At 47.0% G+C, this 15,142-nt stretch carries 4 protein-coding genes, 3 tRNA genes, 3 rRNA genes, 1 pseudogene and 1 riboswitch; of the genes and pseudogenes, 2 read left to right on the forward strand and 9 right to left on the reverse strand.

Annotated features, from left to right (window positions below):
• Window positions 1-14 precede the first annotated feature (14 nt).
• On the reverse strand, window positions 15-1,136 hold the full coding sequence (locus VEJY3_RS14065; RefSeq protein WP_014233122.1) for an alanine--glyoxylate aminotransferase family protein: 1,122 nt from the start codon (window positions 1,134-1,136) through the stop codon (window positions 15-17).
• Between the two features lie 227 nt (window positions 1,137-1,363).
• A riboswitch (Lysine riboswitch) is annotated at window positions 1,364-1,542 on the forward strand.
• A 99-nt stretch (window positions 1,543-1,641) separates the two neighbouring features.
• Between VEJY3_RS14065 and lysC the strand changes: the two genes are divergently transcribed.
• Window positions 1,642-2,994 (forward strand): lysine-sensitive aspartokinase 3, encoded by a 1,353-nt coding sequence (gene lysC, locus VEJY3_RS14070; RefSeq protein WP_014233123.1) that lies wholly within the window; start codon window positions 1,642-1,644, stop codon window positions 2,992-2,994.
• A gap of 63 nt (window positions 2,995-3,057) precedes the next feature.
• Here the strand turns inward: lysC and metH are convergent, their stop codons facing one another.
• Entirely contained in the window at window positions 3,058-6,738 is a 3,681-nt protein-coding gene (gene metH / locus VEJY3_RS14075; RefSeq protein ID WP_014233124.1) for a methionine synthase, read from the reverse strand.
• A 192-nt stretch (window positions 6,739-6,930) separates the two neighbouring features.
• On the opposite strand from metH, the gene VEJY3_RS14080 reads away from it, so the two are divergent.
• Entirely contained in the window at window positions 6,931-8,289 is a 1,359-nt protein-coding gene (locus tag VEJY3_RS14080) for a sodium:proton antiporter (protein ID WP_041170276.1), read from the forward strand.
• 322 nt (window positions 8,290-8,611) lie between these two features.
• Here the strand turns inward: VEJY3_RS14080 and VEJY3_RS24880 are convergent.
• The 7 genes and pseudogenes from VEJY3_RS24880 to VEJY3_RS14120 all read right to left on the reverse strand — a co-directional run bounded on the left by VEJY3_RS24880 (window position 8,612) and on the right by VEJY3_RS14120 (window position 15,129).
• A pseudogene (locus VEJY3_RS24880) lies at window positions 8,612-9,586 on the reverse strand (IS630 family transposase).
• A 202-nt stretch (window positions 9,587-9,788) separates the two neighbouring features.
• A tRNA-Asp gene (locus VEJY3_RS14095) sits at window positions 9,789-9,865 on the reverse strand.
• Window positions 9,866-9,908: 43 nt separating this feature from the next.
• Window positions 9,909-10,025 (reverse strand): 5S ribosomal RNA (rrf, locus tag VEJY3_RS14100).
• A gap of 93 nt (window positions 10,026-10,118) precedes the next feature.
• Window positions 10,119-13,009 (reverse strand): 23S ribosomal RNA (locus VEJY3_RS14105).
• 304 nt (window positions 13,010-13,313) lie between these two features.
• Window positions 13,314-13,389: transfer RNA gene (locus VEJY3_RS14110), tRNA-Ala, on the reverse strand.
• A gap of 45 nt (window positions 13,390-13,434) precedes the next feature.
• Window positions 13,435-13,511 (reverse strand) — tRNA-Ile (locus tag VEJY3_RS14115).
• Between the two features lie 65 nt (window positions 13,512-13,576).
• Window positions 13,577-15,129: ribosomal RNA gene (locus tag VEJY3_RS14120) — 16S ribosomal RNA — on the reverse strand.
• Together the 16S, 23S and 5S rRNA genes with 3 tRNA genes alongside form the textbook arrangement of a ribosomal RNA operon.
• Between the last annotated feature and the right edge of the window lie 13 nt (window positions 15,130-15,142).

The raw sequence follows: 15,142 nt of genomic DNA on the forward strand, positions 1-15,142 counted from the left end.
TACTTTAGGTGTCACTACTCTGTCAGCGACTCTTCCAGCGCTTTCAAACATAGCGCGACGTTTTCTGGACGAGCTGCGTAGCCCATCAAGCCGATACGCCACGCTTTGCCTGCCAAGGCACCAAGACCTGCACCAATTTCCAGATTATAGGTTTCCAACAAGTGAGCTCGAACCTTCGCTTCATCAATGCCTTCCGGTACATAAATGGCATTTAATTGAGGCAGGCGATGTGCTTCTTCAACAACAAACTCAAAACCGAGCTTTTGTAGACCTTCTTTTAGTTTTTCATGCATCAATTGGTGACGAGCCCAAGCATTTTCCAAACCTTCATTTTGCAGAATCAATAACGCTTCATGCAAAGCATACAGGCTATTCACTGGTGCGGTATGATGGTAGCTGCGCTTACCCTCTCCACTCCAGTAACCAAGCACTAAGCTTTGGTCAAGGAACCAGCTTTGTACTGGTGTTGTTCTCGATTGAATCTTATCAATGGCAGCCTGAGAAAAGGTTACTGGAGACAAGCCAGGTACGCACGACAAACATTTTTGGCTACCTGAGTACACCGCATCCAGTTGCCATTCATCTACTTTTAACGGCACCCCACCTAATGACGTAACTGCATCGACAATAGAGAGCGCATTGTGTTGCTTGGCTAACTTACCCAAAACTTGAGCGTCGCTGACCGCACCTGTCGAGGTTTCCGCGTGAACAAATGCTAAAATTTTTGTGTCAGGGTGCTGCTGCAGTGCTTGTTCGACTTTATCGACAGAGACTGGCGCGCCCCACTCGTCATCAACCAAGACAACTTCACCACCAGCACGAACAACGTTTTCACGCATGCGCTCACCAAAAACACCATTTCGGCATACGATAACTTTATCACCTTTCTCGATAAGGTTAACAAAACATGCCTCCATACCCGCACTACCCGGAGCAGAAACGGCAATGGTAAAGTCGTTTTCTGTCTGGAACGCGTACTTTAGCAACTGTTTCAGCTCATCCATCATTGCGATAAACAGAGGGTCCAAGTGACCAACTGTTGGGCGGCTAAGCGCTTGCAGCACTTGCGGATAGATATCTGAAGGTCCTGGTCCCATTAGGATACGATGAGGGGGAATAAAGCTTTGGATCGGCATGTGAGCTCCTTGTTTGACGTTACTTAACCCGAGCGCGGACAATAGTTTTTAGAATTTTGAATAAGTCTCGGGCATCAAAGAACTCACACTAATGGATTTTATAGTACTCGGCAATTAGCCGTAGGTATTGAGTTCAAACCACTGTCACAAATTCACTAATAAAAATTCTCTGAATAGTTGAAATATTCATTGACTTTGTGACGCCAAAACCGTTCAATGTTTGAGCTTTATGTGGAAGAGGAGCACTACCCAGGTAGATAATTTGTGGAACCGCAATTCCAATACGAATTATTCAGGGGGAGTAGTGCCGAGGTAAGTCAAATTTGCAGGGTTTGACTTGTCGGTTGACGTGGGTTGAGTCCCATCAACTGTCATCAGCATTGTCTGATGAAGAGCTTCTGAGGGTACATATTTCAAATATCATTCTAAATACCTCTCTTTTTGCTCTGTTCCTTTCCTCACTAAATATCGGATATATTAGTTTAAGAAGTCGTGGGAGAACTCAGTGAGCGCATTTAACGTAGCAAAATTCGGTGGAACCAGTGTTGCCAATTTCGAGGCAATGAGCCGTTGTGCCGCCATTATTGAAAACAATCCAAATACTCGCCTTGTCGTTAGCAGCGCTTGCTCTGGTGTAACGAACCTATTGGTAGAACTGGCCAATGGTGTTCAGGATCAGGAGCAGCGTGCCGAGTTGCTACGTAAGCTAGCAGAAATTCATGATGACATCCTTAGTCAGCTAAGAGATGCAGCAGAAGCAAGCGCAGAGGTTTACGCTATTCTTGATACGGTAACCAGCCTTGCAGAAGCGGCTTCTATCCAAGCTAGCTCTAAACTGACAGACCATTTAGTTGCGTGTGGTGAGTTAATGTCGACGTACATTTTGGCTCAACTGATGAGAGAACGTGGTATCAATGCGGTGCGTTTTGATATTCGTGATGTGCTAAGAACCGACGATAACTTCGGACGTGCTGAGCCAAATGTCGAAGCGATTTCTCAGCTAGCTCAAGAGAAGTTAGTCCCTCTATGTCAGGAGTCAGTAGTCATTACTCAAGGCTTCATCGGCTCAGACGAAGAAGGCAATACAACCACATTAGGTCGTGGTGGCAGTGACTACAGTGCCGCACTCATTGCTGAAGGCGTTAAAGCTTCTGGCTTAGAAATCTGGACTGATGTTCCGGGTATCTACACAACAGACCCACGTATTGCGCCAAAAGCGTCTCCAATTCCAGAGATCAGCTTTAGCGAAGCGTCAGAAATGGCAAACTTTGGTGCTAAGATCCTCCACCCTTCTACACTCGTTCCTGCTTTGCGCCACGACATTCCAGTGTTTGTTGGCTCTTCTAAAGATCCAGAAGCAGGTGGTACATGGATTCGTCACCAAGTAGAAAGCTCGCCGCTATACCGAGCTCTTGCATTGCGTTGCAACCAAACCATGGTCACTCTACGTAGTGCTAGTATGTTCCATGCATACGGCTTCCTGGCTAAAGTGTTCGAGATTCTGGCTAAACACAAAATTTCAGTAGACCTGATTACCACTTCAGAAATCAGTGTTTCGTTAACCCTAGACCAAACAGACACCTCTGGTGGTGCACCACAGCTCCCTCAAGCCGTAAGAGAAGAGCTAGAAGAATTGTGTAAAGTGGAAGTAGAGCACGACCTATGCTTGGTGGCTCTTATCGGAAACAACATGAGCGGAAGCAAAGGATACGCCAAACAAGTATTCGGTACATTAGAAGACTTTAACCTGCGCATGATTTGCTACGGTGCGAGCCCGCATAACTTGTGCTTCCTACTACACAAGTCAGAATCGCAACAGGCGATTCAAAAACTGCATGCTGAGCTATTTGAAAAGTAAACTCTGTTCATCTCACAATATAAAAAGGGCTGCCTAATGGCAGCCCTTTCTATTTCCGTTGGATTAGCCGTTAATATTCGGACCTAACCATTTTTCTGCTTCAAGCCTATCCCAACCTTTACGTTCAGCATAGCTTTCTAACTGATCCTCCTGGATCTGCGCGATCGCAAAGTAGCGAGAATCCGGATGAGAGAAGTACCAACCAGACACTGAGGCACCAGGGTACATAGCATAGCTAGACGTCAAAGACATACCGATATTCTCTTCTACGTTCAAAAGATCCCATAGCGGTCCTTTTTCCGTATGCTCTGGGCATGCTGGGTAGCCAGGCGCAGGTCGAATACCTTGGTATTTTTCACGGATTAGCTCATCGTTAGATAAATTCTCATCTTCAGCATAACCCCAGATTTCTTTACGAACACGCTCATGCAGGTATTCAGCAAAAGCTTCTGCCAGACGATCGGCCACCGCTTGGATCATAATGGCATTATAATCATCGCCCTTAGCCTTATACTCATCCGCCAGTTCACGCTCGCCAATACCACCAGTGACCGCAAACGCGCCAATCCAGTCGTGCTTACCCGAGTCTTTTGGTGCGACATAATCAGACAAGCAGTAGTTAAAGCCTTTTGGCTTCTCAGTTTGCTGGCGAAGGTTACACAGGACTTTCGCGACTTCTGTACGCGATTCATCAGTGTACACTTCAATATCGTCACCCACACTCGCCGCAGGGAACAGCCCACACATGCCTCGCGCCTGCATCAGGCCTTCACTTTCAACGCGATCAAGTAGCTCATTCGCATCATGGAACAAACGCTTCGCTTCTTCACCCACTTCTTCGTGATCGAAAATGGTCGGGTATTTTCCAACCAAAGACCAGGTCATAAAGAACGGGGTCCAGTCGATGTACTTACGTAAGGTCGCAACATCAAAATCGTCAAAAATATGAATGCCCGACTGTTTTGGTGCTGGAGGTGTATACGCCTCCCAGTCAATTGCCACTTTGTTTGCACGAGCTTCTTGCAGAGTAACTGGCTTGGTTCGTGGCTTTTTACGGTTGTGTTGATCACGAACACGCTCGTAGTCGGCATTTAATTTTTCGACGAAATCAGGACGACGTTCATCAGACAATAGTGACGTACAAACACCTACGGCACGTGAAGCATTGTTGACGTAAACGACTGGATGTTTGTAGTTCTGTTCAATTTTAACCGCAGTATGCGCTTTCGACGTTGTCGCGCCACCAATCAGCAATGGCAGATCAAAGTCAAGACGCTCCATCTCTTTAGCTACATGAACCATCTCATCTAATGACGGCGTAATCAGACCCGACAGACCAATAATATCGACGTTCTCTTCTTTGGCGACTTTTAGGATCTTTTCACATGGCACCATAACGCCAAGGTCGATGATCTCGTAGTTATTACATTGCAGTACAACACCAACGATATTTTTACCGATATCGTGTACATCGCCTTTTACCGTTGCGAGTAAGATCTTACCGTTGGTCTGACCGACCTGCTTCTCAGCGTCGATAAATGGTTCTAAATGGGCAACCGCCTGTTTCATTACACGCGCCGACTTTACTACCTGAGGAAGGAACATCTTACCTTCACCAAACAAGTCACCGACGACGTTCATACCATCCATCAATGGGCCTTCGATGACCTCTAATGGTTTAGAAGCGTTAACACGAGCTTCTTCAGTGTCTTCAACGATAAACTCGGTAATGCCTTTAACTAGAGCATGTTCTAAACGCTTTTCGACTGGCCAAGTTCTCCACTCCAGTGCAGAGGCATCTTCCTCTTTACCCACACCTTTATCGGCGTATTCTGAAGCGATATCCAAAAGCCTTTCGGTAGCATCGTTACGACGGTTAAGCACGACGTCTTCTACCGCTTCGCGAAGCTTTTCAGGGACGTTATCGTAGATCTCCAACTGACCTGCGTTAACGATACCCATATCCATACCGTTTTTGAAACAGTGGTAAAGGAACACAGCATGAATCGCTTCACGAACGTAGTTATTGCCACGGAAAGAGAACGATACGTTAGACACACCACCAGATATCATCGCATGCGGCAGGTCACGTTTGATGTCGCCAACAGCTTCGATAAAATCAACGGCATAGTTGTTGTGTTCATCGATACCTGTTGCAACCGCAAAAATATTTGGGTCAAAGATAATATCTTCTGGTGGGAAGCCAACTTCATCAACCAAGATACGGTAAGCATTGGTACAAATTTCAATTTTGCGCTCACGGGTATCTGCTTGTCCGACTTCATCGAATGCCATCACGATAACAGCGGCGCCATAGCGGCGAATCAGTTTCGCCTGCTCGACAAACTTCTCTTTACCTTCTTTTAGAGAAATCGAGTTCACGATACCTTTACCCTGAATACATTTCAGGCCGGCTTCGATGACTTCCCACTTTGAAGAGTCAACCATGATAGGCACTTTGGAGATTTCAGGCTCAGAAGCGCAAAGGTTCAAGAAGCGAACCATACATGCTTCTGCATCCAGCATGCCTTCATCCATGTTGATATCGATGATTTGCGCGCCATTTTCGACTTGCTGACGAGCAACATCGAGTGCTTCATCATATAACTCTTCTTTGATTAAGCGCTTAAAGCGAGCTGAACCCGTTACGTTAGTTCGTTCACCAACGTTGATAAACAAGGATTCTTTCTCGATGGTCAGTGGCTCTAGGCCAGATAAACGACATGCAACCTGAAGCTCTGGTAACTGACGAGGAGTAACCTGATTAACAGCTTCTGCCATTTGGCGGATATGTTCAGGCGTTGTACCACAACAGCCGCCAATCAAGTTCAAGAATCCACTTTCGGCCCACTCTTTAACATGCTTCGCCATATCTTCAGGAGACAAGTCATATTCACCGAATGCATTTGGCAACCCGGCATTAGGGTGAGCAGACACAAAAGATTCAGAAATACGTGAAAGTTCTTCGACGTATGGGCGCAGTTCATCAGGACCAAGCGCACAGTTTAAGCCAAATGAGATAGGCCTCACGTGGCGTAATGAATTGTAAAAGGCTTCCGTCGTTTGACCTGATAAGGTTCGGCCAGAGGCATCGGTAATGGTGCCAGAAATCATCACAGGAAGCTCGATACCAAGCTCTTCAAATACTGAATCCACAGCGAAAGCACACGCTTTAGCATTCAAGGTATCAAATATTGTTTCGATAAGAATTAAGTCTGAACCACCTTTGATTAAGGCTCGAGTAGATTCAGAGTAAGCTTCGACCAATTCATCAAAACTCACATTGCGGTAACCAGGATCGTTTACATCCGGAGAGATAGAACACGTGCGGTTTGTTGGGCCTAGAACACCTGCTACATAGCGCGGTTTTTCCGGTGTCTTAGCCGTCCATTCATCCGCCACCTCACGAGCTAACTTCGCTGCTGCAAAGTTGATCTCCTCACTTAGGCTTTCCATATCGTAGTCGGCCATAGCGATAGTAGTCGCATTAAAGGTGTTGGTTTCTAAGATATCAGCACCAGCTTCGAGGTAAGCGCTGTGTATTTCTTTGATCAATTGAGGCTGACTAAGTACCAACAAGTCGTTGTTACCCTTTAGATCACTGTGCCAGTCCGCAAAGCGTTCTCCTCGATAATCGTGCTCTTCAAGTTTGTATCCCTGAATCATGGTGCCCATACCACCATCAATCAGAAGAATACGTTGCTTCAATTGAGCTTCAATCTGTTGTCTTACATTAGTTCCCACAGTACAGCCTCATTCCTTTCGTTATGCTGTCATCCTATCACACAAACTTCAGGAGTCTAGACGTCTAAATACAGATTTCATGATTATTTTATCGACCTCTTCTCTTATCAAATAATCACGAAAAAATGTTTGCTATTTAAGCAGCATCAGCCGAGAATTCCATTCATAAAATGTTACAAACAGAGTGTTCTAATGTCGGTCTATCATACTTTATGTTTTCTCTCCGCTGCTGCGATGCTAATAGCCTTTGTAAACAGCAAAATAGGAAAGATGCAAACCACCATCGCCATTACCGCAGGTTCAATGGTACTTTCTCTCCTCATCCTAATTGCTGGTCAAAATAACTGGTTCCATCTCACAGAGATAGCGACAGAAACAGTAACCAGAATCAACTTCGAAGACTTCTTGCTCAAAGGTATCCTTGGATTTTTGCTATTTGCAGGCGGCTTAGGTATTAAACTACCTAATCTGAAAGATCAGAAGTGGGAGATCACAGTATTAGCACTCGCAGCCACTCTGTTTTCGACATTCTTCATCGGTTTTGCTCTATATGGAATCTGCTTACTGATCGGAATTAAGTTTGACTTAATTTACTGCCTACTATTCGGTTCATTGATCTCCCCAACTGACCCGATAGCCGTTCTCGCCATTGTGAAAAAATTAGATGCTCCAAAACGCATCTCGACACAAATTGAAGGTGAGTCATTGTTCAATGACGGCTTCGGTCTGGTTATTTTTGTCACCTTATTTACTATCGCATTTGGTACTGAAGCACCTACCGTAGGCAGCGTCACTATGCTCTTTATCCAGGAAGCGATTGGAGGGATCTTTTATGGTTTCCTACTTGGCTTGCTGTTCCACTACTTGATTAGTGCGACCAATGACCACTCAATGGAGCTGCTACTTACTATTGGTGTGCCAACAGCAGGCTATGCTTTCGCAGAATACCTTCACGTTTCAGGCCCATTAGCAATGGTTGTCTCTGGGATTATGATTGGTAACTGGACACGCTTTATCGGCTTCTCTAAAGAGAGTGAAGACCACCTCGACCACTTCTGGGAATTGGTCGATGAGTTTCTAAATGGCGTTCTGTTCCTTTTAATCGGTATGTCGATGCTGCTGTTCAAATTCCACCAAGAAGACTGGATCATGATGGCTATTGCCGTGCCTCTAGTACTGGCATCACGTTACCTTAGTGTATTTTTCTCCTACATTGGCTTTAAGCGATACAGAACATATAACCGTTGGTCAGTGAAAATCCTGACCTGGGGTGGCCTGCGTGGCGGTCTTGCGCTTGCAATGGCACTTTCTATTCCTTCAGGAATATGGGTAGTACAAGACAAGTTGATCGACGTAAAAGAGATCATCCTGGTAATGACTTATGCCGTTGTTGTGTTCTCTATTTTGATTCAAGGCTCAACCATTACACCAATGATTGAAAAAGCCAAAGAAGAAGAAAAGAAGATGGAGGAAGAGCGTAACGCTTTAGCCGCCTCCGAAACAAAAGAGCATAGCGTAATACACGAGCCGAAAGAACAGCTTGAATCTTAGAGTCTTACATCACTAAAAAGCAGCCATATGGCTGCTTTTTTTATAAAGGGATATTCACCACAAACTCTTAAATATCATTCACCTAAAACGCACTCTTTATCCTATATATTCACCAGAACTAAACCCACTAGAACACGCTCCCTTTCCTTATTCCCTTAAACGAATGCCATGCTTTATACAGAAAAAGTCTGCTCATCATGTGGGGGAGAGGCTAAGGGCAAGCCTCCTACGGGACTCATTAGTTGAATGACAACTTAACTCAGCATAAACCAAAAGACCCTAGCATTTCAGCAAGGGTCTAGAATAATACCAATCTGGAAAATTAATTGGTCAGGTCTATCCATCTTCTCGAGCACATTTTGGTGACTCTTTTGGAGCTATCCAAAGAAGGATTCCATGCATCGCAGACTTTGGAGATGATATCGTCGTAATCAGTAAAAGATTAGTTGGCTAAATAGCGTTGCCTCAACCAACTCCATACTTGTTCGATAGGGTTTAGCTCTGGAGAATAGGGTGGAAGTTTGATGATACTGACATTCTTAAAGTCATTGGTTATATCTTCTGTATGCCATCCTGCTCCATCCATAACAACGACGGCGTGACGTCCCTTCTCCGTGACTGCCGATATTTGTTTTAAGTGCTCTATCATGATGTCTTTACTAACCCAAGGGACAACGATAGCCTCACCAATTCCTTTACTGGGACAAACGGAACCGAACAGATAGGCATACTCAAATTGTTGTTGCTTCACGGCTCTTGGGCGAGTTCCTTTTTCAGCCCATAAACGTGTGGTCGTGTTTTGTTGCCCAAATCTGGCTTCGTCATGAAACCAGACATCGACACACTCTAAAGCTATATGTCCTGGGATCTTAAGGATCGTTTCGATTTTGAATTTTTTAAAATCGTCTTGTATTTGTTGAGATTGTTTGGGGTGTTTTGAGCGGGAAGTTATCCATGAAAAGCCCATGTGGTCGAGCAGGTAATAGATAGAATCAGGGTGGTAGTGCTGGCCAAATTCTTTCACGATATAAGCGTGGATGTCGGCACCAGTCAGTCGTCCGCCTTGTGTATCATTGGCTTTATCTTTTATGTATTGGCTCAATTGCTCTCTTTGCTCGGAAGTTAAGAATGGTGGTCTTCCTGTTCTTGGCTTTTCTTGCACTCCTTCCAGCCCTTCTTCAAGAAAGGCCTGAACCCACTTATTGACACTGGTTCGGCTTACCTTGAGAAACTTGGCGATTTGTGTGCGTGAGTGCCCATCTTTGAAATGAGCGAGGGCCAGCAGTCTCATTTTCATCTAGATGGATTTCTGCTGGCTTACGAGCTTTTTAAAGTCGATATTATTGAGGCTATCCATAGCGAATCAGTTCTATTGTTGGATGGCCTCAATTAGATCATATTTTTACTTAGATTGGTATAAGTAGCGGATTTCCCCTGAAAAGAAAACTATGTGCCATAAACGACAAAAGCCTAGTCTTTCGACTAGGCTTTCTAATAAGTGGCGGAGTGGACGGGACTCGAACCCGCGACCCCCGGCGTGACAGGCCGGTATTCTAACCAACTGAACTACCACTCCGCAGTGGTATCATCCGCTTTAAAGCGAACGTCCAAAATTTAAAGCCTGGCGATGTCCTACTCTCACATGGGGAAACCCCACACTACCATCGGCGCTATTTCGTTTCACTTCTGAGTTCGGAATGGAAGTCAGGTGGGTCCAAAACGCTATGGTCGCCAAGCAAATTCTTTAATTCGGAAAGCTGTTTTTTAATTCTCGTTATCACACATTCAATGTTCTTACATTGAGTCCATCAAAACCCCTTGGGTGTTGTATGGTTAAGCCTCACGGGCAATTAGTACAGGTTAGCTCAACGCCTCACAACGCTTACACACCCTGCCTATCAACGTCGTAGTCTACGACAACCCTTTAGGATACTTAAAGTATCAGGGAGAACTCATCTCAAGGCTCGCTTCCCGCTTAGATGCTTTCAGCGGTTATCGATCCCGAACTTAGCTACCGGGCAATGCGTCTGGCGACACAACCCGAACACCAGAGGTTCGTCCACTCCGGTCCTCTCGTACTAGGAGCAGCCCCTTTCAATTCTCCAACGCCCACGGCAGATAGGGACCGAACTGTCTCACGACGTTCTAAACCCAGCTCGCGTACCACTTTAAATGGCGAACAGCCATACCCTTGGGACCGACTTCAGCCCCAGGATGTGATGAGCCGACATCGAGGTGCCAAACACCGCCGTCGATATGAACTCTTGGGCGGTATCAGCCTGTTATCCCCGGAGTACCTTTTATCCGTTGAGCGATGGCCCTTCCATTCAGAACCACCGGATCACTATGACCTGCTTTCGCACCTGCTCGAATTGTCATTCTCGCAGTCAAGCGGGCTTATGCCATTGCACTAACCTCACGATGTCCAACCGTGATTAGCCCACCTTCGTGCTCCTCCGTTACGCTTTGGGAGGAGACCGCCCCAGTCAAACTACCCACCAGGCACTGTCCGCAACCCCGATAAGGGGTCAACGTTAGAACATCAACACTACAAGGGTGGTATTTCAAGGACGGCTCCACAGATACTGGCGTACCTGTTTCAAAGCCTCCCACCTATCCTACACATGTAGGGTCAATGTTCAGTGCCAAGCTGTAGTAAAGGTTCACGGGGTCTTTCCGTCTAGCCGCGGGTACACTGCATCTTCACAGCGATTTCAATTTCACTGAGTCTCGGGTGGAGACAGCGTGGCCATCATTACGCCATTCGTGCAGGTCGGAACTTACCCGACAAGGAATTTCGCTACCTTAGGACCGTTATAGTTACGGCCGCCGTTTACCGGGGCTTCGATCAAGAGCTTCGACCGAAGTCTAACCCCATCAATTAACCTTCCGGCACCGGGCAGGCGTCACACCGTATACGTCATCTTACGATTTTGCACAGTGCTGTGTTTTTAATAAACAGTTGCAGCCACCTGGTATCTGCGACTCTCAATAGCTCCATCCGCAAGGGACTTCACCGTCGAGAGCGTACCTTCTCCCGAAGTTACGGTACCATTTTGCCTAGTTCCTTCACCCGAGTTCTCTCAAGCGCCTTGGTATTCTCTACCCGACCACCTGTGTCGGTTTGGGGTACGATTCCTTACAATCTGAAGCTTAGAGGCTTTTCCTGGAAGCATGGCATCAATGACTTCACTACCGTAGTAGCTCGACGTCGTGTCTCAGCCTTAAAGAGAGCCGGATTTACCTAACTCTCAAGCCTACGCACTTGAACCTGGACAACCGTCGCCAGGCCCACCTAGCCTTCTCCGTCCCCCCATCGCAATTGTAAGAAGTACGGGAATATTAACCCGTTTCCCATCGACTACGCCTTTCGGCCTCGCCTTAGGGGTCGACTTACCCTGCCCCGATTAACGTTGGACAGGAACCCTTGGTCTTCCGGCGAGGAGGTTTTTCACCCCCTTTATCGTTACTCATGTCAGCATTCGCACTTCTGATACGTCCAGCATGCGTTACCACACACCTTCAACCGCTTACAGAACGCTCCCCTACCCAATGCACAAAAGTGCATTGCCGCAGCTTCGGTTTACTACTTAGCCCCGTTACATCTTCCGCGCAGGCCGACTCGACCAGTGAGCTATTACGCTTTCTTTAAATGATGGCTGCTTCTAAGCCAACATCCTGGCTGTCTGAGCCTTCCCACATCGTTTCCCACTTAGTAGTAATTTGGGACCTTAGCTGGCGGTCTGGGTTGTTTCCCTCTCCACGACGGACGTTAGCACCCGCCGTGTGTCTCCCGGATAGTACTTACTGGTATTCGGAGTTTGCAAAGGGTTGGTAAGTCGGGATGACCCCCTAGCCTTAACAGTGCTCTACCCCCAGTAGTATTCGTCCGAGGCGCTACCTAAATAGCTTTCGGGGAGAACCAGCTATCTCCAGGTTTGATTGGCCTTTCACCCCTAGCCACAAGTCATCCGCTAATTTTTCAACATTAGTCGGTTCGGTCCTCCAGTTGATGTTACTCAACCTTCAACCTGCCCATGGCTAGATCACCTGGTTTCGGGTCTATATCCAGAGACTGAACGCCCAGTTAAGACTCGGTTTCCCTACGGCTCCCCTAGATGGTTAACCTTGCCACTGAATATAAGTCGCTGACCCATTATACAAAAGGTACGCAGTCACAGGACAAAGCCTGCTCCTACTGCTTGTACGTACACGGTTTCAGGTTCTATTTCACTCCCCTCACAGGGGTTCTTTTCGCCTTTCCCTCACGGTACTGGTTCACTATCGGTCAGTCAGTAGTATTTAGCCTTGGAGGATGGTCCCCCCATATTCAGACAGGATATCACGTGTCCCGCCCTACTCGATTTCACTGAATATGCGTCGTCAGTTACGGGGCTATCACCCTGTATCGCCAAGCTTTCCAGCTTGTTCACCTAACGCTTATAAAGCTTAAGGGCTAGTCCAATTTCGCTCGCCGCTACTTTCGGAATCTCGGTTGATTTCTTTTCCTCGGGGTACTTAGATGTTTCAGTTCCCCCGGTTCGCCTCCTGTTGCTATGTATTCACAACAGGATACTTACTTATGTAAGTGGGTTTCCCCATTCGGAAATCCCAGACTCAAGTGGCTTTTACTGCCTAATCTGGGCTTATCGCAAGTTAATACGTCCTTCATCGCCTCTGACTGCCAAGGCATCCACCGTGTACGCTTAGTCACTTAACCATACAACCCGAAGGAGTTTCGAATTGATGTTAAACAACCAAAGTTGCTGTCTCATTATTTGAATGAGCGAGACAGCTTTCGATTTTGCCGGACTCAAATATCTTTTTATTTTACTTTTTCATAAAAAGTGAAAACAAAAAGCCAAGAACACTTGAATGTGTTTTTAGTTGTATTCAAATACATGAATACTTTGAGAACTTTACAAATAATCTTAAAGATTATTTTGTCAGCTTTCCAAATTGTTAAAGAGCTAGATTCATTTAAGAACCATTTTTAAAAGCACTATCGCTAATGCGCTTAAAGATGGTGGAGCTAAGCAGGATCGAACTGCTGACCTCCTGCGTGCAAGGCAGGCGCTCTCCCAGCTGAGCTATAGCCCCATCAAGGTGTGTCGATACTGTATGCCAATTCCTTGGGAAGGGAATTGGTGGGTCTGAGTGGACTCGAACCACCGACCTCTCGCTTATCAGGCGAACGCTCTAACCACCTGAGCTACAGACCCAGTATCGTCTCTTTTACATAAACCATATCAATCTGTGTGGACACTCATCGTGAATAATCATCGTATAAGGAGGTGATCCAGCGCCAGGTTCCCCTAGCGCTACCTTGTTACGACTTCACCCCAGTCATGAACCACAAAGTGGTAAGCGTCCCCCCGAAGGTTAAACTACCTACTTCTTTTGCAGCCCACTCCCATGGTGTGACGGGCGGTGTGTACAAGGCCCGGGAACGTATTCACCGTGGCATTCTGATCCACGATTACTAGCGATTCCGACTTCATGGAGTCGAGTTGCAGACTCCAATCCGGACTACGACGCACTTTTTGGGATTCGCTCACTTTCGCAAGTTGGCCGCCCTCTGTATGCGCCATTGTAGCACGTGTGTAGCCCTACTCGTAAGGGCCATGATGACTTGACGTCGTCCCCACCTTCCTCCGGTTTATCACCGGCAGTCTCCCTGGAGTTCCCGACATTACTCGCTGGCAAACAAGGATAAGGGTTGCGCTCGTTGCGGGACTTAACCCAACATTTCACAACACGAGCTGACGACAGCCATGCAGCACCTGTCTCAGAGTTCCCGAAGGCACCAATCCATCTCTGGAAAGTTCTCTGGATGTCAAGAGTAGGTAAGGTTCTTCGCGTTGCATCGAATTAAACCACATGCTCCACCGCTTGTGCGGGCCCCCGTCAATTCATTTGAGTTTTAATCTTGCGACCGTACTCCCCAGGCGGTCTACTTAACGCGTTAGCTCCGAAAGCCACGGCTCAAGGCCACAACCTCCAAGTAGACATCGTTTACGGCGTGGACTACCAGGGTATCTAATCCTGTTTGCTCCCCACGCTTTCGCATCTGAGTGTCAGTATCTGTCCAGGGGGCCGCCTTCGCCACCGGTATTCCTTCAGATCTCTACGCATTTCACCGCTACACCTGAAATTCTACCCCCCTCTACAGTACTCTAGTCTGCCAGTTTCAAATGCTATTCCGAGGTTGAGCCCCGGGCTTTCACATCTGACTTAACAAACCACCTGCATGCGCTTTACGCCCAGTAATTCCGATTAACGCTCGCACCCTCCGTATTACCGCGGCTGCTGGCACGGAGTTAGCCGGTGCTTCTTCTGTCGCTAACGTCAAATCTATACGCTATTAACGCATAAACCTTCCTCACGACTGAAAGTGCTTTACAACCCGAAGGCCTTCTTCACACACGCGGCATGGCTGCATCAGGCTTGCGCCCATTGTGCAATATTCCCCACTGCTGCCTCCCGTAGGAGTCTGGACCGTGTCTCAGTTCCAGTGTGGCTGATCATCCTCTCAGACCAGCTAGGGATCGTCGCCTTGGTGAGCCCTTACCTCACCAACTAGCTAATCCCACCTAGGCATATCCTGACGCGAGAGGCCCGAAGGTCCCCCTCTTTGGCCCGTAGGCATCATGCGGTATTAGCCATCGTTTCCAATGGTTATCCCCCACATCAGGGCAATTTCCTAGGCATTACTCACCCGTCCGCCGCTCGACGCCGTTAACGTCCCCCGAAGGTTCAGTTAACTCGTTTCCGCTCGACTTGCATGTGTTAGGCCTGCCGCCAGCGTTCAATCTGAGCCATGATCAAACTCTTCAATTTAAGATTTTGTTCG

Source organism: Vibrio sp. EJY3 (assembly GCF_000241385.1).
Classification (GTDB): domain Bacteria; phylum Pseudomonadota; class Gammaproteobacteria; order Enterobacterales; family Vibrionaceae; genus Vibrio; species Vibrio natriegens.